The organism is Pseudoalteromonas sp. SG43-1 (assembly GCF_014164415.1).
Taxonomy (GTDB): domain Bacteria; phylum Pseudomonadota; class Gammaproteobacteria; order Enterobacterales; family Alteromonadaceae; genus Pseudoalteromonas; species Pseudoalteromonas distincta.
Window position 1 is genome coordinate 396281 of the sequence record NZ_JACJFD010000002.1, and the last position, 25641, is coordinate 421921.

Sequence of the window (25641 nt, forward strand, 5' to 3'; positions counted from 1 at the left end):
GTCCTTAATTTGAATTTTTAACGCGCATTACCGCAACGGCAGCGACAACGAACGAGGCTGCACCAATTAACAATGCGTAAATAGGCTGATTAGAAAATACGTGGCGTAAAATGAGCCCTAAAATGCTGGCGGCAAGTAACTGAGGTATAACTATAAAAAAATTAAAAATCCCCATATAAACGCCCATTTTGTTACTCGGTAGTGCGTTACTTAACATGGCATACGGGAGTGATAAAATAGACGCCCACGCAAACCCTACGCCTATCATAGGTATAAGTAACATTTTAGGGTCTCGAATAAACATAAAGCTTGCAAGACCTAACGCGCCCAGCAATAAATTAAAACAATGCGCGCCTTTTAAGCCCATTTTTTTAACTAAAAACGGAATACACATAGCGGCAATAGCTGCAAAGCCATTGTAGGCGGCAAATAAAATACCCACCCAGTCAGCACCATCGTTAAATGCTTTAGAGGTTGCATCGCTACTACCATAATGAAAGCTTGTTACTGCTGCGGTGGTATAAATCCACATGGCAAATAAAGTAAACCAGCTAAAAAACTGCACCCAGGCAAGCTGCTTCATGGCTTCTGGCATTGTAAATACATCTTGTACTACTTGGTAAAAACCACCTTGAGTTTTGTTAGCACTTTTAAGCGCTGCTGCAATCCACTGCACAATACCAAACGCTAATAAACCACCAGCTAATAGGTATAATTCTTTTTCAAGCGATAAGCCCATTACTAATGCAAGGGTTACTAAACCCAGCACTACAAAAATAATGGCGCCTTTATTAAAGTTAATATCAACCAGTTTGCTGGTAGTAGGTTGAGCGCTTTGCTTTTCAAAAGCCGCTAATTGCTCAGGGCTGTATTCTTTAGTACGTGCCACGGTCCAAAGCACGGCAACAAGTAACACCACCCCGCCCCAATAAAATGAGTATTTAACAGATTCAGGAATTTGCCCAGGCGCTGCGGTATTACTTACATCAAACCAGTTGGTCATCATCCATGGTAATGCTGAGGCTAGTACCGCACCAATACCAATAAAAAAGCTTTGTAACCCGTAACCTGTAGCGCGTTGTTTTTCTGGTAAATTATCACCAACAAGTGCTCTAAACGGTTCCATGGTTACGTTGATTGACGCATCCATGATCCATAACATACCAGCGGCAATCCAAAGCGTTGGTGAATGCGGCATAATAAATAGTGAAAGCGTTGTTAACACTGCACCTATAAAAAAGAACGGACGGCGGCGACCAAAGCGCCCCCATGTTTTATCGCTCCAGTAACCAATAATAGGCTGTACGATTAAACCAGTAAGCGGTGCTGCAACCCATAAAATGGGAATATCATCAACTTGTGCGCCTAATGTTTGAAATATTCGGCTCACGTTACCGTTTTGCAGGGCAAAACCAAACTGTATGCCTAAAAAGCCAAAGCACATGTTCCATATTTGCCAAAAACTTAAATTTGGCTTATCGGTATTATTATTTTGATTATTCATTGCTAGCCTTATTTGTTAATACTGCGCTGCTAAATGCATCAAGTGTGAGTGTGAAGCTTGCGCCTTGAGACCCTGATGTGATCTCGGTGCTGTGCTGCTCAAGTAAGTCATGTAATTGAGTGTGCTCGCTAAGTACCGCTAATTGTGCCTTTGATAAATTAACCGTAATTGTTTGAGGTTGTTCACTAAAGTTACTTAATACGTACAGCGCTTGTTGGCCAAGTTTGCGCGTAAAACCTACAACTCGCTCACTTCCTGTAACGCTAAGCTCAGTCATTTCACCGCCTACCACAGCAGGTAAACTATTTAGTGACATAATCGCTTTGTAGTAGTCACGAAGTGCTACTTGCTCTTGTGTTAAATTAGCACCGTCAAACTTGCCATTATTCATCCATGCTTGGTGCGCTGGCACGCCAATGTAGTCAAAAATACTGGTGCGTGTAGCTGTGCCAAATCCTGCGTTTTCTGAGCCATCTTCTCCCACATCTTGACCAAAATATAATAACGTGGGTGCGCGGCTCATTAAGTTAGAAACCACCATAGCCGGTTTACCCCACGCAGCGTTACCTGCAAAGTCAGGGCTCGCGATGCGTTGTTCGTCGTGGTTTTCTAAAAAGTGCAGCATGTGCGCTTCAATATCAGTAACTTGGCTTTGGGCTGCAAAAATAGTATTAGCAGCTTGCTTACCCTGCATAATGGCTTTTAGTGTGTCATAAAAGCCTACTTTGTCGTAAAGGTAGTCCATTTTACCTTGGTGAATATACGCACGGTACATTAGCGGGTTATACACTTCGGCTAACAAAAAGGCGTCGCTTTTTTGCATTTTTATCGACGAATTTAAAAAACTCCAAAACTCTACTGGCACCATTTCGGCCATGTCGTATCTAAAGCCATCAACGCCTTTATCGAGCCAAAAAAGTGCTATGTCTCTAAATTTGTACCAGCTGTTAGGAAGTTCTTTATCTTGCCAAAATGCATAATGAGCACGGTAGTCTTTATTTTTGTATTCACTTGGCAATTGAACAAAATCGTAGCTGCCATCAGACTTTACGCCATAATTTACTTTTACTGTTTCGTACCAATCGTTTATATCGGGTTTTGGTGCACGGGCACCGTTACCTGTCCATTTAGCGGGTGTTTCATCAAAAAAGCCATCAGCTAATGGGCTTTCATTACCCCCTAATACTTTGTACTCTGGCGATGTTGGCACCTGAAAAGACTGCCCTGGTACGTAGAAAAAGTTATTGTTTTTATCGTACGCTTTAGTCGTGTCGTCTTGTTCGCCAAAGTCTTTAACGCCTTTAGGCTTTCCAAGTGATTGATAATTGCGGGCAACATGGTTAGGCACTATATCAATAATGACTTTCATGCCGTGGCTATGTGTACGTTCAATAAGCTGGCTAAACTCTCCCATGCGGTTCGTCACATTAACGGCTAAGTCGGGGTTAACATCGTAGTAATCCTTAATTGCGTACGGTGAACCTGCACGGCCCTTTACTACATCGGGGTCATCTTGCGAAATGCCGTAGTCGGTATAATCGCCCACTAACGCATGGTGTAACACACCGGTATACCAAACATGTGTGGTGCCTAACTCTTTAATGCCTTTTAGGGCTGCATCGTTAAAGTCGGCAAATTTACCTACGCCGTTTTGCTCTTTAGTGCCCCATGAAACATTGGCTGTTTCGGTATTACCAAACAAGCGAGTAAATACTTGATATACAACCGGCTTGGTAAGCTCATTTTGCGTGTGTGCAGGTGGTTGCTGTTGTTCAGGTTTGTTATTTTCTGAACACCCTGTAGCAATAAGTGCACTACAAAGTACTGCGGATACATAAACTGATTTTTTCATTGTGTGTCTTTTTTGTCAGTATTGTTATTAACTTTATACTAAAGATTACTGCAGCAACCATACAGTTGCTGCATACGTATTCAAGTTACTATTGTGGCGTTTTTAAAACGAGTACCGTTGCGCTCATCGCTGGTAATTCAATGGTTTTGCCCAGCTTTTGTGTTTTTTGAGTAAATAAATTAAATGCTGTTGTGCTGTTAGGCATCACCTCTTGCATATACTCAATGTTTTTTTGTAGCGTTTGTGTATTTTTATTCATAAATACCAACACAGTTTGCTCGTCGCTAATACGCACATAACTATAAACCCCTTGTTGAGGCGTAAAATGTACAAGCTTTCCTTTATCTAATGCTGAGCTGTTTTTTCTAAAATTAAGCAGCGTACTGATGGTGTTATGCATGTCTTTTTGCTGTTTTGTTAAGCCCTCTTTGGTAAAGGCATTACGTGTTTGGCCTTCAAATCCACCCGGGAAGTCGATTCTAATATCACCATGGTCTTTACTTGGGGTGTTATCCAATAGTACTTCGGTGCCGTAATACATTTGCGCTATACCACGTGTGGTTAAAAATAACGTCATCGCCATTTTTGTTTTAGCTACGTCTTGGCCAAGTTCAGTATAAACACGGCTCATATCGTGGTTATCTGCAAATACCATAATGTTATCTGTATCTGGGTATAAAAAGTCATTAGCTAACGATTCATATACTTTAACCCAACCGGTATTCCAGCTTTCATCTTCATTTAGTGCTTGAATTACCGACTCTTGCAACGAAAAGTCCATCACGCTTGGTAAGCTTGATGTATAGCCATCTTGGTTATGTTTGCCACGTTGCCAGTAAGAGGCAATAGCTGGGTTAGACGTCCACTCTTCTCCAACAATATTAAAATTTGGGTACTCTTGCATTATGGCTTTTGTCCAATCACTCAAAAATGCTTTATCTGAGTAAGAGTAGGTATCAACACGAATACCACTTAAATCGGCGTATTCTATCCACCAAATAGCATTTTGAATTAAGTATTCACTTAACAGTGGCTGGCGCTGATTTAAATCGGGCATGGTTTCTACAAACCAACCATCGTTAAACTGGCGCTTGTCGTATTCACTCGCGTGTGGGTCTTGTATAGTTTGGCGCGCATGGCTTGTGGCGTTTTTACCTTTTTTAAACTCGCCATTAAAGTTAATCCAATCTTTAGTTGGCTTATCTTTAACCCAAGTATGCTCAGAGCCAAAATGGTTAAGAACCATATCCATTACCAGGCCTATGCCCTGCTCTTTTGCTTTTACCGAGAGCGTTTTATATAACTGGTTTGAGCCCATACGTGGGTCAACCTTATAAAAATCAGTAATTGCATAACCATGGTAAGAATAATTAGGCATATTGTTTTCAAGCACTGGGGTTAGCCAAAGCTGTGTTACGCCTAAATCGTTTAAATATGGAAGTGCGTTTATAACGCCTTGTATATCACCACCGTGGCGCCCGCCCTTTGTAGTAGGATCAGCGACTTCTAGCATGCTAGGGACAGTATCGTTTTGCTCATCACCATTAGCAAAGCGATCTGGGTTAATTAAATAAAGCGTATCAGCTAATGTAAACCCTTGGCGGTTTGCGCTGTTTTTATTACGTTCAAGTAGTGAAAACTCAAAATTTTGACTCGCTTCGCTGCTGTTAAACACAAGCGTTCCTGCTTTAGCGGTATCAGTAATAGTAATATTTAAAAATACATAATTTGGGTTATCTGTACGGGTTACTTTATTTAACTTAACACCATTGTATTTAGCTAATTTAATTTGCTCGTTTGCAATATTTTGCTTATGCACCATGATGGTTATGGTATTTTTGTTCATGCCAACCCACCAATTAGCAGGCTCAACGTTAAGTGCGTAGCTAATGGTTGGTAAAGTACAGGCACTTACAAGTAAAAGTGTGTTTAAAAATCGCATCATCAGGCCTTTTTAATTTTTGCTAAAAAATCTTTATGAGTGGGTAATTGATCTACTGTTGAGGTAATAAGCGTTTTTAATGTAGAAAATAAGTCGTTTAGTTGTTCACTGCTTAATGAGTCAACAATACTGTTGTAATCATCGGGGATGAGGCCTTGGCCGATAAATACCTGTTGCCAAGCAACTTCGGCAAATAGTTCATCGTTTTCGCGCACTACTTTGCCAGTTTCCTTAAATAATTTGAGCTTGTGGGCCAATGAGTGAGGAATGTCCATTTGCTTGCATTGTCGCCAAAAAGCAGAATCTTCTCGCTCCGTCAGTTTGTAATGCAAAATAATAAAATCGCGTATGTGCTCTATTTCTATCACGCTTTGCTTATTAAATTCAGTAACTAAAGTTTCGCTTATGCCATTGTGTGGAAACAGCTTTATTAAACGGGTTACTGCACTTTGTATTAAGTGGATACTAGTTGACTCTAACGGCTCTAAAAAGCCACTAGCAAGACCAACCGACACCACGTTTTTATGCCACTGCTTTAAGCGCCGTCCTGTTTTAAATTTTATAACACGTGGCGCCGTAATGGGCTCAGCGGGTAAATTATTTAATAATAACTGCGTTGCTGCATCGTCAGATAAATAACGGCTACGGTACACCAAGCCATTACCTATTCGGCTTTGCAGCGGTATTTGCCACTGCCAGCCTGCGCTGTGTGCAATTGAACGCGTATAAGGTTTTAGCTCGCTAGTACCTTGAGATTGCACTGCAACGGCGCTGTCGCATGGTAAGTAATGAGACCAATCTACAAAACCTGTATTAAGGGTTTGCTCTATGAGTAAGGCGCGCTGCCCTGTAGCGTCTATAAAAAGGTCGCCATTTATCTGCTGTGTGTTATCAAGGGTTAATGATTTTATACTCCCTGATAGAGGGCATTGTTCAACCTGCTCTATTTTGGCATCAATATGATCAACACCGCGTGACATTGCGAGCTTTTTTAAAAACTCGGCATATAAAGTTGCGTCAAAATGGTACGCATAGCTTAAGCCAGGTAATTGCGTGTTAGGTATGGTATTTAATGGTGCAAACTTATGCTGTTTAGCTGCTTGGTAGTTAAGAGAAAAATCCCATAAGCTTTCTTCTGTACCGCTAATGTGCCCTTTTACCCAAAAATTGTAAAAATCGCAAAAGGGGAAGTCTTTTCCAAATGAGCCAAAAGCATGCATGTAGCTATGAGAGGTGGTTTTCCAATTTTCGAACTCAATTCCTAGTTTTATAGATGCATTAGTAGCGTTTATAAACTCTTGCTCGTTTATACCCAGTGCGTTATTAAGCTGAATAATAGGCGGAATTGTTGCTTCACCCACGCCTATAGTGCCAATAGTACTTGACTCAATAAGGGTTATTTTGATTACTTTACCTAACACTTTATTAAGCAAGGCGGCTGTTATCCACCCTGCTGTGCCCCCGCCTGCGATTACGACGTGTTTTATTGGTTTCATATTATTGTCCACGTTTACAGTTTAAAGCTTTGTTAAGTTTGATAAAGTAGCTATAAAAAAGCCCTTGTAAAACAAATTACAAGGGCTCCTACACACAACCTTTATTATAGCTGGTAGCTAAAGCCTAACAAGTAAGTGCGACCGTAATCTTGGTAGTCGCGAACTTGTAGCGCGTTATCGCCAGAAAGCGATGTGAACGGCTCTTCTGTTAAGTTTTGAACTTGGAACTGAATTGATAAACCTTCAAGGCTCTCAACCCCTGCTTCAGAGAAGTCATAACCTGCCTGAATATCCCAAATTGTTTCGCCGATAATATTCACTTGCTCTGTATTAAAGCCTAATCCGTAAACATCACCTTTGAAGTCACTACGCTTACGCATGCTGGTTCGTAATTGCATGCCATTCATCTCGTAGTAAACCGTTAAGCTTTGAATTTTATCTGATAGACCCGGTAGTTCGTACTCATTGCCATTTCCATCTTCAATATCAGATTCAATACCTGTATGACTAGCAATTAAGCCAAAGCCTTCAAGAGACGGGTGGAAAATTTTAAATGGTAACGCTAGAGATATCTCGTAACCGTATAGGTCACCGCCGCCGCCATTTACTTTGCCACTGCCAGTACCTTCTGACGTAGCTGGTACTTCACCTGTTGATGGGTCCGCAACACCCGACATATCAATCGCGTAAGTACCGTCAAAAATCCACTGGGTTAAGTCTTTATAGAAAAATGCAGCAGAGAAGTAACCTTCATCACTAAAGTAGTTTTCATAAGATAAATCGTAGCCTGTTGCTTCTTTAGGTTCTAAATTAGGGTTACCACCCGATACAGACCAAAAGTTACCGTTTTCATCCGGTGTATCATTATATGATGCATTAACAGAGGCGTTCATTTCATCTATACGCGCACGTGAGATTGTTTTAGCTGCGCCAAAACGTATTGTTTGCTGCTCATCAATCGCAAGTGATAAATTTAAGCTTGGTAAAACGTGAGAATAATCGTGACCAATATCTGTAGGTGAAGTAATGACTAGACCAGTATTCCCATCTACACCAAAAGCATTACCTTGAGAGGATTGATCTGTATGAACATAGCGCACCCCAACATTACCAGTTAATGGAAGACCACTTACTTCTGCATTAATATTAGCTTGTGCAAATGCTGAGGTGATTTCTTCTTTTACTGTCCACGACTTAGTTGCATGAGTTGAGCTAGTTAAACTTTCGTCAAGGGTTTCATAGTAACCATCATTAACTAAACCATTTACATCGTAGGCTATCATGTCGCCTAGCCCAATAAAGTCAAGGCCAACACTGCCTAAACGGTATTGCTCAGGTACACTAAGCATTCCTGGGTTTTCAAGAGAAAAATCAGTTAAAGTCAAGAAGTAACCTTGCGAAGATTTAGACTTTTCACGCTCTTTATAACCTAAGCCAAATTCAATTGAGCTAATGTATTCGTTTTCTAGTACTTTAGACGCTGCAAGTTTTAATGTAACTAATTCATCTTCAATAGTTGGAGCATTAATAAAACCGTCTTGAGCTTGGTTTTCATACTCAGTGCCAGTTAATCCATATGCATCATTTAGTGCAGAGCTTGCACCCCACGAAAGCGGCCCACCTAATTGAATTAGATCATAATCGCTGTAATCTAAGTCATGTGAAAAAGTAGCGCCAGTATTGCCACCATTAAAAGCATAACCTAAGTTATCTGCTACACCGCGAGAATCACCACGCCCTGTACCTGAGTAGCTTTCTATACTCCAAATTTTACGGTCAACTTGCGAGTAGCTTGCGTCAAATTCTACTGACCATGAATCATCAATATCGTATTTAGTGTTAAATCCAAATGCAGTTAGTTCAGCATCACGCTCTTGGTAATCGTTACGCACAACAACACGTTGGCCTTGTGTTACAGCACTTGTTATAAATCCACTTTCTGCATCTACTATAGCATTGCTTGCATCAATACTACCTTGACCCCAAGCAAAAGGAACTTCAATGCCGCGCAAAATTTGCTCGTCTGTAAAGTCTACATACAACGCATCAAACGTCATATTTAGTTTATCTGTAGGCGCTGCCTCTAGAACAAGCATTGCTGAATCACGTTCAAGTGTTGATGAACGAACATATGGTTTAGCACCGCCTAAAATTGAATACGAGTTACCATCTTCAGCAGTGAATTCAGGGTACCCCCATGAATTCCAACGTTTTTCTTGGTTTGGCGAGCTCATGGTGTTTAGTGCAAATGCAATACCTATAGTGTCATCAGCAAACTGGTCGATGTATGAGAAAGTGCCACGGTAACCGTCGTCGTTGCCGTCAGGGTTTAATTTATCAAAGCTTGTTTGCTCATACTGTCCATTTACTTGAACAACACGTTCACCTTTACTTAGTGGGCGAACTGTTTGCATGTTAATTATGCCCGCAATACCCTCTGCATCTAAATTTGCACTTGGTGTTTTATAAACAGTTACACCGCTCATAATTTCTGATGGGTAAAGGTCAAATTCTACGCCGCGGTTATCACTAATAGATACTTGCTCGCGGCCATTAAATGTGGTGCCACTTTCGTTTTCACCAAAACCACGAATTGATACTCTACTTGCGCGACCATCTAGGCGTTGCGCTGTTAAACCTGGTAAGCGTGCAATAGACTCAGCAATAGATGAATCAGGTAGCTTACCTATATCTTCTGCTGAAATTGACTCAACGACTTGAGTAGAAAAACGCTTTGTGTTGATTGATTCTACAACACTGCCACGAAAGCCTTTTACTTCGATAACCTCAACGTCATCATTTTTAGCTGTATCTTCTTGTGCTGCTACAGAGGCAAAGCTTGCTAATCCTGCAGTAGCCATTGCCAACGTTAATATACTTGGTTTGAACATAGACATGATGTTTTTCCCGTTACCCATATTGTGATACTCGCTTCTTTATTTGAGTGATAGTCAAACAGGCGAGCTAATTTTGTTGTCAGGATGAATATTAACGCCAGCTTTATTTTATTAACAACTTTATGCATACGTATTCAACAGTTATAGCACGACTTCAGATTAATAAAAACCTTGCCAAACAAACATTAAACAATTGATTTTGTTGTAAATAAAATTATTGAAAATGACGCAATCAACATTACATGTAAAATCTACTGTATCAAAAACTAAAAGTTAACAGGACGCAATGTAAACAAAGTGAAACTAATTAGTATCGCTATTTAGAATGAGAAATATTAGACACAATTCAAATGTTTAATTGGTCAGACCATTAAATTCAAAACATAAAATATATTTTCTCTTGTATGACAAACCGTTATGTTTAATAAAAGTCAGAAAGTAAGTGAGCACCATAATTGGTAAAAATCCAACACATAAATAAAACACCTTTAAACTAGCTATAAGTACTTATTTTTAATAATTTAATTGCGTTAATTTTAGTGCATACGTATGCAGACTTTTTACAGTGTACAAGGCTTCACGTATGCTTTTTGCAAATAACGTGATTAATCGTAATCACAAATAAAAATAGTCTAAATACTGTGTGGAATGACGGAGAAAAGCATGACCCAAAAGCAGTGGTATAAAGGTGCGGTTATTTATCAAGTTTATCCGCGTAGCTTTCAAGATAGCAACAACGATGGCATTGGTGATTTAAGAGGGATTATTAATCGTATTGATTACATTAAAAGCTTAGGCGTTGATGCTATTTGGATTTCACCTTTTTTCAAATCGCCAATGAAAGACTTTGGCTATGATATTAGCGACTATCGTGACATTGACCCGCTTTTTGGTGACCTAAATGATTTTGATGAGCTAATAAGCGAAGCCCACACTCGTAATATTAAAATAATTATTGATCAGGTGTTAAGCCATACATCAGATCAACACCAATGGTTTACTGATAGCCGTGAAAATCAAAATAACAGTAAAGCCGACTGGTATGTTTGGGCTGACGCAAAAGATGATGGAACAGCCCCAAACAACTGGCTATCTATTTTTGGTGGTGGTGCTTGGCAGTGGGAGCCTCGTCGCGGGCAATACTACCTACATAATTTTTTAACCGAACAACCAGATCTTAACTTTCATAACCCAGATGTTCGAAAAGCTGTGCTTGATAATGTTGAGTTTTGGCTTAAAAAAGGCGTTGATGGTTTTAGGCTTGATGCAATTAATTTTTGCTATCACGACGCGCAATTACGTGATAATCCGGCTAAACCAAAAGATAAACGCCAGGGTCGTGGTTTTAGTGAAGATAATCCGTATGCATTTCAGTACCATTACTACAATAATACTCAGCCTGAAAATATTGAGTTTATGCAAGATATTCGCACATTACTTAATAAATACCCAGGTACTGTATCGCTTGGCGAAATCTCATCAGAAGATTCATTAGCTACAATGGCGCAGTACACCCAAGGTGGCGACAAACTGCACATGGGTTATAGCTTTGAGCTATTAACAAATGATTACTCAAGTGAATATATTAGAACTACGGTTCAAACTCTAGAACAACGTATGACTGAAGGCTGGCCATGCTGGGCATTTAGTAATCATGATGTAGAGCGCGTAGCGAGCCGCTGGAGCGAAAATGGCGAAGTAAACCCTCAACAATGTAAAATGCTAACCGCCCTATTAGCTTCTCTTCGCGGCAGCGTGTGTATGTATCAAGGTGAAGAGCTAGGTTTAGGTGAAGCAAGTGTGGCATTTGAAGATTTACAAGACCCATACGGCATTACATTTTGGCCTAATTTTAAAGGGCGTGATGGCTGTAGAACACCAATGCCTTGGGATTTAGCTGATTCATCTCATGCAGGTTTTAGTGAAGTAAAACCTTGGCTACCCGTTGATAATGCACATAAGCAGCAATCAGTAGCTATACAAACAGATGATAACAATTCAATTTTAAATGCCTACCGTGAGTTTATGGCATGGCGAAAAAGCCAAACAGTTTTACTTGAAGGTGATATTGAATTTATAGAAACGCCAGAGCCTGTGCTTGCTTTTTATAGAACGCTTGGAAAGCAAAGAATGCTTTGTATGTTCAATCTCAGCGCTAAGCAAACAAGTATTGATATGCCAACATCAATCGTTAAAGAATACACCGAGCTTAGCCACCACAGCGCAAAGTTAGACCGAGGCACCACAATACTTGAGCCTTACGCATGTTTTTACGCTCAGTGTTAATGACTCAAAAGTTACGTTTAGTGTATACGTAAGCGCGTTACACACGAAAAAGCCCAAGCTATTCACTTGGGCTTTTTTGTATTTAACGCATTCTAGTGACTTTTAGTTTCAACATTTAGACATTCAGTTAAAGCAAATAATACGGCTGATATTACAAATTTAAAATATCCTCATAGCAGAAATATACAATGGCGCTTATCCATTTCATTTTTGAACCTAAAAAATCACTTTTCCTAAAACAATCTAAAGGTTATTAATATAAAGCGCAGAATCAAGTTTTCTTAGCTACTAAATATATTACTCCAGCTGATAATGCTGTACTTACTAAAGTTTAAAAACCGACAAGTAAATTACTCATCCTCACGATAAAAAAATTTCGTTATCTTTTATTTCAATTTCGATTAAAAATCAACATACCAACAGAGTTGTTCTGGATTGGGCACTACTGATTTATACCTAACTTTAAACTGGATAAATCAGTCATCACACCATTTTTTTAGGAATAAACGAATGAAAAAAGCATTGCTAGCATTAATCGTAGCACCACTATTTGCAGTATCTGCGACTTACGCGGTTGCAGACGATGCGCCAACAGCTTCAGCCGAAATGATAAAAGAATACACAGAAATGTGTGTTAACTGGGCTAAAGATGATGACGTAAGCAATGAAGAGCTAAATGCCTACGTATTAAAATGCGTAAATGATGAGCTTGAATCTGAAGGCTATAAAAAAGTATCTTCTGTTAAGATTTAATTATACCAATTACATTTAATTAGTGATCTGTTAAAGCTATAAGAATATAGCTCAATAGCTAAGCGAAAAAGCATGGCATATATTTGTTCTCGGCAGCTGCTCCCTGCAATGCCTACTTTCTGCATCTACGCAGTCATATATGAATAGTTTTTAACGCAGTAACTGAGTTATTTAATACGCTAAAATGACCATGTTTTTAATCAAATTGGTAACACGCTTAGGTGAATGTACTGCTAATAAAGCCGTTGCGAAAGCATTCAACTAGGCACAAAAAAACCGGAATAGACACAAGCTGTGCATTCCGGTTTTTTTATGACTTTTTAAATCTACAAAAGCTATGAATAAGCAATAACGAGCTTATTCATCTTCTTTTTTAGCTTTCGCTTTAGGCTTAGCTTTAGCTGGTGCCTTTTTTGCAGCTGCTTTCTTTTTAGGCGCTGCTTTTTTCTTCGCTTCTTCTGTCCATTTACCTGCCTCATAATGAGCAGTCCAGCCGGTAGCTTTACCGTCAACTTCAGTCATAACATACTGAGATTTATTTTTACGGCTATAGCGTACAACAGCAAGATTACCATCAGGATCTTTAGCTGGTGCATCTGCTAAATAATAAAACTTAGGCGAAATGCGGTCTCTAAAGCGTTTTAGTTCTTCAACCTTAGGTGCACGTGTTTCACGTGACTTAGGAAAAGTATTTGCGGCTAAAAATATACCCGCAGCGCCATCACGTAAAACAAAATACGCATCTGACTTCTCACACTCTAATTCAGTAATGTGAACAGGATCTTCTTTTGGTGGAGCAGCCTCACCATTTTTAAGTAACTTACGTGTGTTCTTACACTCGTCGTTATTGCAACCAAAGTACTTACCAAAGCGACCCGATTTAAGCTCCATGTCAGAACCGCACTTATCACATTCGATAATTGGTCCGTCGTAGCCTTTAATTTTAAAGGTACCTTCTTCAACTATATGCCCTTTACATGCTGGGTTATTACCACACACATGTAGTTTACGGGTTTCGTCAATTAGGTATGAGTCCATTGCAGTTTCACAAATAGGACAACGCTTCATCTGCATTAATTTTTCGGTTTCTACGTCTTCGACATCAGCAGCAACCGCTTCATCGCCCGACACTAAGTTCATTGTTGTAGTACAACGCTCTTTTGGCGGAAGGCTGTAACCAGTACACCCTAAGAAAACACCGGTTGAAGCCGTACGTATGCCCATTTTGCGGCTACATGTAGGACATTCTATATCGGTTTCAACCATCTCATTAAGACGCATGCCACCATTCTCTGGCTCGTCTTTAGCGACAGTTAGTTGCGTTGAAAAATCAGCATAAAACTTATCTAAAACTTGAGTCCATACACGCTCGCCTTCAGCAATGTCATCTAAACGACCTTCCATTTTAGCTGTAAAATCAAAGTTCATTAAATCAGTGAAGTTTTCAACTAAGCGGTCAGTAACAATTTCACCCATTTTTTCAGCAAAGAAACGGCGATTTTCTACACGTACATAACCACGATCTTGAATTGTTGATATAATCGACGCATAAGTAGATGGACGACCAATACCACGCTTTTCAAGCTCTTTTACTAAACTAGCTTCACTAAAGCGAGCTGGCGGCTTAGTAAAATGCTGCTTAGGATCAAGTTCTATTAAAGTAAGTATTTCACCTTCTTTAACAGCTGGCAGTGATTGATCTTCTTCGTTCTTTTTACGCACCGCAGGTTGTACTTTTGTCCAACCATCAAAGCGAAGCACGCGGCCTTTTGCTTTGAGCTGGAAATCGTTAGCTGCAACAGTCAGTGTTGTTAAGTCGTATTCAGCAGGTACCATTTGACACGCTACAAACTGACGCCAAATTAGCTCATACAGCTTTTTAGCATCGGCATCTACGCCTTCGATATGACCAGACAACACTGTAACGCTTGAAGGACGAATTGCCTCATGCGCTTCTTGTGCATTGCCTTTAGAGCTATAGTTAATTGGATCTTTTGGTAAATATTTAGCACCAAACTCGTTCGTTACATACTCACGACACATTTCAACCGCATCTTTTGAAAGATTGGTTGAATCGGTACGCATATAAGTAATATAACCGCCTTCATACAAACGCTGAGCGAGCATCATAGTCTTTTTAACGCCATAACCTAGGCGTGTACTTGCAGCTTGTTGCATGGTTGAAGTAATTAATGGCGCACTTGGGCGACTTTTACTTGGTTTTTCTTCAACGCTAATTACTTTGTATTCTGCATTCTCAAGGCTTTTAACAGCTGCGCTAGCCCGAGCTTCATTTACAGGCTTAAATGCCTTTCCTGCTTGTTTGGTTACTTCTAAGCGTAACTCAGACTCAGTATTCTTAACATCAGCGTGAATATCCCAAAACTCTTCAGGGATAAATGCCTTAATTTCACGTTCACGCTCAACTAATAAGCGTACCGCAACAGACTGAACTCGTCCTGCAGATAGACCACGTGCAACTTTTGCCCACAACAAAGGAGAAACCATAAAGCCTACAACACGGTCTAAAAAGCGTCGTGTTTGCTGAGCGTAAACCATGTCAGTATTAAGCTCGCCAGGTGTTTCGAAAGCTTGCTGTATTGCGTTTTTGGTAATCTCGTTAAAAACTACGCGCTTATACTTTTCAGGTTCGCCGCCAATGATTTCTTGAAGGTGCCAAGCAATTGCTTCCCCTTCTCTATCCAAATCCGTTGCGAGGTATATTTGATCTGCATTTTCAGCCAGCTTTTGTAATTCTTGAACAACCTTCTCTTTACCTGGCAGGATTTCATAATGCGGCTCCCAACCTTGCTCAGGATCAATACCCATACGCGCGACCAGGTTAGTATAATCTCGTTGCTTTTTATACGCTGCTTTCTCTTCAGGTTCCATTTTGCGAACTTCTGCTGGCGTTTTAGTTGCCGGCACTTTAGCTTTGCTCGAACCTGAAGTAGGTAAATCACGTACATGCCCAATACTGGACTTTACGATGAAGTCATTACCTAAATATTTATTAATTGTTTTAGCCTTAGCAGGTGACTCTACAATTACTAGCGATTTGCCCATAGTTGCCTATTTCTAACCAAATATTAAAAATGTGTTTTGCCGACATAAGCGGCGCGAATATTTATAGGTATATCTACAAACACTAGTTGTTACAAGCTTTTAATACAAACTTTTCAGTATTTACTGAATAAACGAACAATTTTTGTCGTTAAATTAAACAAACAGGTGTTTTTAGATTAATTGATGTGGAATATATAGAACAGAAACAAAAATGCCAACCTAAAGGTTGGCATTTTTTATTTTAAACGATTATAAATCGTCGACTACTGAAACTGAAAATGGTGAAACTAAACCTGAAGGAGCTTCAACTGATATATTTAAGCTACCCGATGGACTATCGTTACCACCTGTCAAAGGTTCCCGTTTAATACCAAAAGAAACACCTACTGGAACAAAGCTCGTAGTATTAGGAAATACATAACTAGTTTCGCCAGTAATTTCACCGTTATCAGTACTAATAGATACCTCAGTACCTGCAGGCATAGGATTATTATACATATCTGCAATATACATAATCAGACTGACACTACTAGTCCCTGTTGGAGTCTGGGTTAAATCTATTTCACTGACTTGACACATCTGTTGGCTTGTTGGATCAGCTTGTGAGCGACGTACTAATGGGCTCGCTGGATCACTGTTTATATGCACCTCAGATGCTGTTACGCCTGCAATAGCAGAGCAATCATCAGCATAGGTTACTAATCTAAAGAATGCCGCATCACCCGACATAACAATCTCTTGGTTTTGAAATACATTAACCAATTGACGGCTACATAGTCCTGCGGTTTCGTCTTCTTCACGACATAGTAAACCATTGTATAAACCGTTTTGGGTAGTCCAAGAACCATTACCATCAAAATCTACGAACTCTTCAAACTCATCACCTGTTGAATTGTCACGAGAACATGGGTCTGTTCCATCACTGCAATCTTTGCCGCCAAAAGTACCATCTTCATTGTTATCAATAAAAGCTTCTGGGATATCAAATAAATCATCAAAGAAGTCTTCGCTATCAAAGTAACCATTACCATTTAAGTCTGAAAAAGTCTCTTCACCAATAGCATATGCATGAACGGTTGCTCGTCCACCAAGTGGTAAATCTATTGTAAGATCATTATTTAAAATACCTAATGGGCACGGTAATCCACCATCACATTTTTGAGCAATTGTATTTTCGTACATTGAATCAGTAAAAGGACGCGGGTTGCTACTTGTCCAAGTAACGCTACATGCTCCATTCGTTGTAGTACAACTTGGCTCAATAACTCCACCTTCTGTAATAAAAGTAACGGCCGTACCATCTGGAACAGGATTATTAAAGTGATCGGCTAAACGTGCGTTAACCGCTACTGTATTACCATCAACATTTAATGCATGGGGATTGAAAATAGAACGCGATAGCGAAAAACTATTTTGATCAGCTATACCTGTACTAACAACAAGAATATCTGAAGGGGCTGTTACAACAACTGTATTACCTTCTACCTCTTCTTCACTTGATGCAATAACACGTACAGGTGTTGCAATCGAACCCGATAGTACTGATGTCTTCACTTCGCCACTGGCATTAGTAATAGCGCTGGCAGTGCCTAATGTAATGCCACCTACAGCAGTTGAAAGTTCAAAGTTAACCGTTCTTGACGCTAAATCGTTCCCGTTTGAATCGACAAGTTTGAAAGTCACTTCTGAAATTTCAGTACGGTCAGCACCACCAGTACCTTTTAATGCAATTACAGGCTCTGTAACATCTATAAACTGTAAAAAACCAATATTTGCAGGTGATACATTAATTGTAGTATTTGCAGAAACGGTATCTCCACCAGTAATAACCGTTGCTGTAATAATATCACCACCCACACAAGTTAAAGGGCGATATGTAGAACGTGCAAATCCACCAATACTAGTCACTGTTTCATCAATTGATGCCTGCCCTGAACTTACACAGCCCGATGAGAATTCAACCGTTAATGGAGTTGTATATAACTCACCATCTTTAGAAATTTCAATAGAAATTAGAGCCGTAGCCCCTGCCGCTAATAGCTCATCATCAGCAATAGAGCTCGAAATAGAAATTTCGATATCTACCGCAGCAATCTGAAACGCTTTAGTCAAGTTACTATCAAGTACAGACACGGTGATTTCACCTGCCCCTACATCTTGCCCAGGAACAATATCGAGTAGTGCGATACCATTTGCATCTGTAATTGCAGTGCCTGTTGAAGGAGTAATAGATCCAATAGTAGTAGTAGCGGTTACTAAAGCTTGAGTAAGTGGTGTAGTAGAGTCTTCATTAGTCACTTCAATAAATAAAATAGCTGAAGAATCACCTGAAATACTTGTTACCTCTTCACATAAACTTGCATCTCTAGTTGTTTTAAAATCAACCGGACAGTTTTGCAAAATTTTAAAATTGATATCCGCAGTGCTTTGATCTGGGTTTACAGCATCGCCTCGGGTGTAAAAGCCCAACGTTTTCTCCACACCTTCATACTGTGCGGTTATTAAACCAGCACCTTCGACAGTACCTGAAGTTAAATTAAGTGAAGCTATACCATTTTCGTTTGTTAATGCTGTTCCAATGCTTGGGATAAGATTACCTAGGGTAGAAGAAAAATTAACAACGGCCCCCTCTACTTTAATACCATCACCATCAAGAACAGTTGCTTTAACCACACCACTATCGGCTGCACTAATGGTACTAATTTCGGTCAATGAAGTCGAAGATGTAAGACTCAATCCTATAGAAAAGTCTAACGACTCACCCTGAACGGGTGCATCACCTTCGGTAGTAAATGTATAACCATCAGAGCTGTAAACAATGTTTTCATTATCAGTGTAGGTTGCAACTATAGAACCTGCACCAACTTCTGTGCCAGCTAGAAGGCTTATTGTTGCAATGCCTTGAGCATTTGTTAGTGCTGTGCCGTTAGTTGGATTGATTGTTCCTAAACCAGTGAGTACGAATTCAACAAGCTTAAATGCAGCAGGCTCTCCATCAATCTCTAGCTCAACTTGAACAGTAAGAGGGTTTGAATAATCAACATTACGAGTATTCTCACCTGAACTGTTTACAGCTGTGATATTTAACTGAGGTTCTGTTGACGCGGTACCATCAGATTCAAAAGCAAATGTATCCGTGTAACTGACACTATCAATCGTAAAAGTGGCTGTAACTTCACCTGCACCTGCACTTGAACCTGCTATTAGTTCAATAGTCGCTACGCCATCTGATTGAGTAAGAGCGGTACCTGCTACTGGGTCTAGCTCACCAATAGAATCCGCTAACGTGAATGTAATACGCTCGCCAGACACTGCATCACCATCTTCATTAACTAAACTAGCTCTTAATTCTAAAGGAGCATCAGCAGTAACACTATTCGACTCAGTATCACTCGCTTTCAAATAACCTTTCAAACTTATTGTATAGGTTGATGTTTCCGTCGTGGAATCACCATCACTAATAGAGCCGTCTTTTTCAAGTGACCCACCGCCACCACAGGCTGTGAGTAAAAAACTTAGCAATGAAATGCCGAGCAGTCGCATTAAAGGCATGAACCTCTCCCTAGCGTTGTTATTATAATCAAAATTAATTTTCACTTAATATTAACCTATAACTTAGTCTAAAATCTCAGTTTTTTATTACTTTTTTGCGCAAAATAATTTTAAATAAATACCAACTTTTTCTGTAGTAAATATTTCCTTGCTGGTAGTCTATGGCAAATTTATAAAATGTAGATTAGGGAATATGTCAAAAATCCGTTCAATGAGTTTAACCACTCGCATCATGATTGGTATGGCGCTTGGGGTTGCAGTAGGTTTTATATTTCAGGCTATATTAGCTGGTGAAGACGATTATCTAATACCACTTGGGTTATTCTCTTTGCCAATTAAAGCCTTTTTTGTTGATGGTATTTTCCATGTTGGTGGCCAAATATTTATTGCCAGCTTAAAAATGTTAGTTGTGCCTCTTGTTTTTGTATCGCTCGTTTGTGGTACCTGTAGCTTAAGTGACCCTAAAAAACTAGGCCGCCTAGGTGGTAAATCTATTGGTTTATATTTATTAACTACGGCTATTGCTATAACGGTGGCTATTACACTTGCCTTATTATTTAGCCCTGGTGAAGGTATAAGCTTGCCATCTAATGCAACTTATGATGCCAAAGAAGCGCCTACCCTTGCACGTGTAATTATAGATATGTTTCCTACTAACCCATTTGAAGCCATGGCCAAGGGTAATATGCTTCAAGTTATAGTGTTTGCACTATTATTTGGTGTAGCAATGGCATTAAGTGGTAAAACAGGCAAACGCGTAGCAAGTGTTTTTGAAGATTTAAACACAGTAATCTTAAAACTAGTTACGCTGTTAATGAACATTGCACCTTATGGCGTGTTCTTTTTAATGGCAAAACTATTTACAACAATTGAGCTTAACTTAATTGTTAGCCTAGCCAAATACTTTGGCGTTGTAGTGCTTGCACTGTTATTACATGCTTTCGTAAACTACACATTGCTTTTAAAAATATTAACGGGCTTAAACCCGCTTATTTTCTTAGCAAAAATGAAGCACACATGCTTATTTGCATTTAGTACCTCGAGCTCAAGCGCAACTATGCCTATTACACTTGAAACTGCTACTAAAAAACTAGGTGCTAATAACTCGGTTGCCTCATTTACTATCCCACTGGGTGCTACCATTAACATGGATGGCACTGCCATCATGCAAGGTGTGGCTACCGTATTCATTGCACAAGTGTTTAGTGTAGATTTAACAATTTCTGATTATCTAATGGTTATATTAACAGCAACACTTGCCTCTGTAGGTACAGCAGGCGTACCAGGTGTTGGTTTAATAATGCTCGCGATGGTACTTAACCAAGTTGGCTTACCTGTAGAAGGGATTGCAATTATTATCGGTGTAGATAGATTACTTGATATGACACGTACAGCAGTTAATGTAACCGGTGATTGTATGGTTACCTGTGTTGTTGCCAAGTCTGAAGGTGAACTTGATGAGAGCATCTTTAACGACCCTAATGCAGCTAAAGACTTAGAAGATTATCATAAGTCTATTGACTCATAAGCTACATTTATACAGCTATAAAAAAACCTTGATGCAATACATCAAGGTTTTTTTTCGAGTAGAAATAATTAAACTGAATCGTAAAAAAATTCTAATCTAAGGATTTAGGGATTTAAATTTAGAGAGTAAGTTTATTCCCACTTTATTTACACCACTACTCAGGCCAAGAGCTAGCTTATCGCTTAATCCCTTTTTAATTTTGTATTTAATCTTATAAATTTGGCGCTCATGTTGCTGCTCCAGTAATGCATCATCACTTGTCTTTATAACATCTACCAAACCTTTATCAATCGCTTGAGTTGCAAACCAATGCTCGCCTGTCGCAACTAAGTTTATATCTAAGCTTGGGCGTTGAGTGCTTACAAACGTTTTAAATAAATCATGTGTTTGTTCAATTTCTTCACGAAATTTTTCACGGGCCTTATCTGTGTTTTCACCAAATAAAGTAAGCGTACGTTTAAACTCACCTGCAGTTATTTGCTCAAATTCCACATCATTTTTCTTTAATATTTTATTAAAGTTTGGTATTTGAGCTATCACACCAATAGATCCAACTATGGCAAAAGGGGCTGCTAGTATCTCATCGGCTACACACGCCATCATGTAACCACCGCTCGCTGCTACTTTATCAATTGCAACACTCAAAGGAATACCGGCATTTTTAATACGCTGTAGCTGAGATGCAGCAAGTCCATAGCCATGCACTACTCCGCCGCCACTTTCTAAACGAATAAGTACTTTGTCTTTACTTGGGTTAGCAATAGAGATAATGGCTGTTATTTCTTCTCGTAAGCTTTCTACTTCGTGAGCGTCCATACTACCTACAAAGTCAATTACATATAAACGAGGTTTAGGCTCATCTTTATCTGCTTTTTTACTTTGCGATTTAAGCTGCTTTTGGTGTGCTTTAAGCTCTTTTTTACCCAGCGTATTTTGTAGAAAACTTTCTTTAAGATCGACTAATTGCTCTGATATGTCGTCAATTTGTATTTCACCTTTTTTGGCTTTAGGCTTAACTGCAGCGCCAACTATTAGCATTAGAATAACTGCTATAGCGATAACAAAAGTAATTGTTTTAGCAAAAAACAAACCGTATTCGTATAAAAATTCCAACTGGTTTCTCCATTTATAAATTTCAGCTAATTTAGCATGCTTTAAAGCAAAAAAAAGCCACTTTTCAGTGGCTTTTAAAGGTTAATTATTTTACTGGTTATTAATCAGTCACAACCTCAGGGTTGGAAACTAATAACATTCGACCGCGAGCAGCTAAGTAAGTAGCTACTTGCAACTGCATTTCTGTATTAGCGGCAGCACTGCCTTCAACAGTTGCAGCTTGTGCATCATCTTGAGCTGGCGTTAATATAGAACCATGATGCCCTTTAGTAAATTTAACTAAGTAGCTTGTTGGTGTTTCACTCAATGCTTGCGAAGTACTTACTGTTTCAAGACCCATCAAGTTAGCTAATGGAATTGTGCCTGAAATAGGATTATTTGCTGCCATTGGTGGTATCACTTGGTCAGGCTTGTTATCAACACCATCGCCCACAACAACATTAGTATAAACAGGAGTACCTAATGCTTTTACAGTGGCTGCGTAATTAGTTGGATCGCCGCTATCTAGCGCTGTTTGCGCCGCAAATGCAAATTGAGTAAACACTCCTTGAATATTAGTAAGCTTACTTGTTTCACCAGCTGTAGTTAACGAAGCTACATACTCGTTATAACCACAAGTTAAATATGCTTCCATATCTGGTAATACTGCACCACAGTTAGACACTGCATCAACTTGTAAATACGCGTTAAACTCATCAGCTTCTGTTGTACCTGCTTGTGAAAGTACTGAACCTTGGATAAATGGACCAAATGCAGCTGATTCTAGTAAGAAGCTAGCTATACCGCCGCCGCCGCTTGCAAGTGCTACTGTGTTTACATTAAATAATGGGTCAACGGTTGGCGCTAATGGGTTATTAGCTTGTGCAATAAATGCAGGGGCTACAATAGAGCCTAATGAATGACCAATGTAAGTTACATCTTGCGCATTAATCGTTGCATCATTAATAAAGTTTAGACCTAAACGTAAACCCAATAAATCAGCCGCTGATTGACGTAAGCTATCACGCGCAACAAGTAATGAACTTAAGTTCATGTAACTAAGCACAGAACCCGTTGTTGCATTAAAGTCGTCTGTTCCATCACCATCAACATCTATTCCACGCTCACCATGTCTTGGATGGTCAATAGCAACTGTTGCAAAGCCTTGAATAGAAAGCTGCGCCGTTAAAGCAAGCATACTTTCTTTTTGTGTTGTAATACCGTGTTGCATAATAACAACTGGCCATCCGCTATCAGGCATTGCGATAGGATCTAATTGCAACTGCGCACGTACACCATTAATTATTGGTAAAATAGGCTTAGTAACTTGCACTGGCACATTTGCCATGCTTTGTACTTTTGGAATGGAGTTATATTTTGTTAAATGACGTGTGCTATCTAGTCCTAAGTCACGTAATTGCCCGTCACTTAATGCAGAACATAAACCATCATTTTCACTAATAGGATCTGTCGGAAATGCATCACCAGCAACGGCCTTGTAACCGATTATTGCCACCGCGTTATCACACATACCTTGCCAATATGTATCACTTAAATCACTAATATCAGTACCCGTTGGTGTACCTAGATACATCGGTAGCATAATGCTACCTTTTTGATATTGCACACCAGAGAAAGCAGCAGACACTTCTACACCCTGAGAAGCAAATACCTGTTGCACATTTACCATAGGTTGTTCAGGAACTTGAAGCGCAGGCGTTGGCATCGCAGGCTGTTGCAAACTTGCAGCTAGCAATTTTTTAATTGTCCCAAGTACTGGCCCCGCAGACTGAATAGTCATTGCGCTAGAAAAAATAATATCTTCTTTTGTTATATTTCCTGAACTTACAACTACATTTTCGTAACTGTTAACAGCGCCCTGCAAACCAAGTTGGGCTTCTGTAATTAATGGCGCTTCTTGCTTAACCAGACCATAAGTAGAAGAAGGCTCGATAGAGCGTCCTAATGAATCTTTAAGACCAGTAGTTAGTACATTGATGTATGAGCTACCTGCCGTAAATGGTTTTAAAGGAATAATTGCAACGGCATCACCAGAAGCTTGAGTAACAAAATCAACACCAAAAGTAAGCTCACCGACCAATTTACAAGCTGTACCGGCAGCAACAACTGAACATTCTGCGTCAGTTAAACTTGCACCCATTACTACTTCAAAAATGCGAACTGTACCTGGTGTCCCAGCAGACGTTTCATCTAAGCTAACATTTGGTGGGAATGTTAAATCGATTTTATAAGGAACCTGAGAAGACCAACCGTCAAGTGCGCCTAGAGCAAGCTGAGGATCTGCATAAGCTGCTCGAGAAATAGACACATTGTTGTCATCTAATTCTCCAGGAATATTAAGTGTACCGTCTTGGGTTCCACTCATTAATAAATCATTAGGTACCGATAAGATACCTGCAGCAGGGTCAAAAGTAACCGTTGCTGTTGGAATAACGGTTGCTGTGTCGTTCTTAACATCTTCTAACGTTTCTCCGCCGCCACAACCTGCCAAGGCAGCTGTAACAGAGAGTGAAAGTAGCATTTTTTTCATATTGTTGGCTCCGCACATATTTTATTTTTATAGTGTGTTTAATCAGTGTATTAAGTTAAAACAATGTAATCAGGTTATTAATGAGACATTAGACCAGTTAAACTTAACGTAAAGTTTCTATTTTCGCCACCTAATTTTACAATAAATTCGATTACTTCACGTTTCGCTATGTTAAAATCAAAAAAAATAGATGAATGGGTACTTTTATGCACACATATCAAGCGGCTGAAAACGCACTTAAAGATAAAATTATTTTAATAACAGGCGCCGGTGATGGTATTGGCCGAGTAGCAGCAATTACGTATGCAAAATACGGCGCTACAGTTATCTTATTAGGAAAAACAACTAATAAACTTGAATGTGTTTACGATGAAATTGTTAATGCAGGTTACCCTAAACCTGCAATTGTGCCCATGGACTTAAAAGGCGCAACTAAACAAAACTACCGTGACCTTGCTGCAACAATTGAATATCAATTTGGCCGCCTTGATGGCTTGCTTAATAATGCAGGTATTTTAGGGTCACTTGGTCCACTTGAACATTTTTGCTCATCTACGTTCGAAAACATAATGAAAGTAAACGTGACCGCGCAAGCGATGATCACTAAAGCGCTTTTTCCTGTTCTTCGTAAGTCTGATAATGCATCGATAGTATTTACGTCATCAGGTGTAGGCCGCAAAGGCCGTGAGTTTTGGGGGCCATACGCCATCTCAAAATTTGCTGTAGAAGGCATGATGCAAACATGGGCATGTGAAGTAGGCAAAACGAATATTCGTATAAACTGTATTAATCCAGGCGCTACTCGCACTTCTATGCGCGCTGCTGCATACCCAGGAGAAGATAGAGACGCGCTTGCTACACCAGAAGATTTAATGCCAACCTACTTATACTTGATGAGCGATGATTCTAGTAAAGTGAATGGCGAATCGTTAGATGCTCAAGTAAAAAAGTAATTTAGAGTTTAAAAAAATTATACAACACACATTAAAAAAGCCGCAATTAGCTGTCTCTTGATCACAAGTCTGACTCAAGAGATTTTGCTAAATCGTAGCCTTCCAGGATGGCTTGTAACTTAAGCCATCCTTGCCATAACACTTTCACAGATGCACGCCCTGTGCGCTT

General features: G+C 39.6%; 13 protein-coding genes. 4 read left to right on the forward strand and 9 right to left on the reverse strand.

The annotated features are described in order from the left end of the window. Positions 1-4: 4 nt before the first annotated feature. From H5159_RS03885 to H5159_RS03905, 5 genes are all read right to left on the reverse strand, one after another. A complete protein-coding gene (locus H5159_RS03885; RefSeq protein WP_182779751.1) occupies positions 5-1504 on the reverse strand; it encodes an MFS transporter in 1500 nt (499 codons plus the stop codon). Continuing rightward, positions 1497-3356 carry an alpha-amylase family protein gene (locus H5159_RS03890; protein WP_182779752.1) on the reverse strand — a complete coding sequence of 620 codons (1860 nt, stop codon included), beginning with the start codon at positions 3354-3356 and terminating at the stop codon, positions 1497-1499. Before H5159_RS03890 ends, H5159_RS03885 begins: the two co-directional genes overlap by 8 nt. A gap of 88 nt (positions 3357-3444) precedes the next feature. Beyond that, positions 3445-5301, reverse strand: coding sequence for a glycoside hydrolase family 13 protein (locus H5159_RS03895; RefSeq protein ID WP_182779753.1), 1857 nt, complete (start codon positions 5299-5301; stop codon positions 3445-3447). Further along, a complete protein-coding gene (locus H5159_RS03900; RefSeq protein WP_182779754.1) occupies positions 5301-6794 on the reverse strand; it encodes a tryptophan halogenase family protein in 1494 nt (497 codons plus the stop codon). Before H5159_RS03900 ends, H5159_RS03895 begins: the two co-directional genes overlap by 1 nt. 104 nt (positions 6795-6898) lie before the next feature. Next, positions 6899-9691, reverse strand: a complete 2793-nt coding sequence (locus H5159_RS03905) for a TonB-dependent receptor (protein WP_182779755.1) — start codon at positions 9689-9691, stop codon at positions 6899-6901. A gap of 663 nt (positions 9692-10354) precedes the next feature. On the opposite strand from H5159_RS03905, the gene H5159_RS03910 reads away from it, so the two are divergent. Both H5159_RS03910 and H5159_RS03915 read left to right on the forward strand, forming a co-directional pair. Next, the gene (locus H5159_RS03910; RefSeq protein WP_182715325.1) at positions 10355-11977 is read left to right on the forward strand and encodes an alpha-glucosidase family protein; all 1623 of its coding nucleotides are present in this window, start codon (positions 10355-10357) and stop codon (positions 11975-11977) included. 510 nt (positions 11978-12487) lie between these two features. Then, complete coding sequence (locus H5159_RS03915; RefSeq protein ID WP_002959734.1) at positions 12488-12730, forward strand: hypothetical protein; 243 nt, start codon at positions 12488-12490, stop codon at positions 12728-12730. A 357-nt stretch (positions 12731-13087) separates the two neighbouring features. Here the strand turns inward: H5159_RS03915 and topA are convergent, their stop codons facing one another. Together topA and H5159_RS03925 are read right to left on the reverse strand one after the other, a co-directional pair. Then, positions 13088-15796, reverse strand: coding sequence for a type I DNA topoisomerase (gene topA, locus H5159_RS03920; protein ID WP_182779756.1), 2709 nt, complete (start codon positions 15794-15796; stop codon positions 13088-13090). Positions 15797-16045: 249 nt separating this feature from the next. Next, on the reverse strand, positions 16046-19348 hold the full coding sequence (locus H5159_RS03925) for an Ig-like domain-containing protein (protein ID WP_182711330.1): 3303 nt from the start codon (positions 19346-19348) through the stop codon (positions 16046-16048). A gap of 193 nt (positions 19349-19541) precedes the next feature. Between H5159_RS03925 and H5159_RS03930 the strand changes: the two genes are divergently transcribed. After that, positions 19542-20876, forward strand: coding sequence for a dicarboxylate/amino acid:cation symporter (locus H5159_RS03930; RefSeq protein WP_024606768.1), 1335 nt, complete (start codon positions 19542-19544; stop codon positions 20874-20876). A 96-nt stretch (positions 20877-20972) separates the two neighbouring features. On the opposite strand, the gene sohB is transcribed toward H5159_RS03930, so the two are convergent. Beyond that, positions 20973-21989, reverse strand: coding sequence for a protease SohB (sohB, locus tag H5159_RS03935; protein WP_182681383.1), 1017 nt, complete (start codon positions 21987-21989; stop codon positions 20973-20975). A gap of 100 nt (positions 21990-22089) precedes the next feature. Beyond that, on the reverse strand, positions 22090-24519 hold the full coding sequence (locus H5159_RS03940; RefSeq protein ID WP_182711331.1) for a VolA/Pla-1 family phospholipase: 2430 nt from the start codon (positions 24517-24519) through the stop codon (positions 22090-22092). 206 nt (positions 24520-24725) lie between these two features. Here H5159_RS03940 and H5159_RS03945 point away from each other — a divergent pair, with 206 nt between their 5' ends. Further along, positions 24726-25472, forward strand: a complete 747-nt coding sequence (locus H5159_RS03945; RefSeq protein WP_002959717.1) for a YciK family oxidoreductase — start codon at positions 24726-24728, stop codon at positions 25470-25472. The last annotated feature ends 169 nt before the right edge of the window (positions 25473-25641 follow it).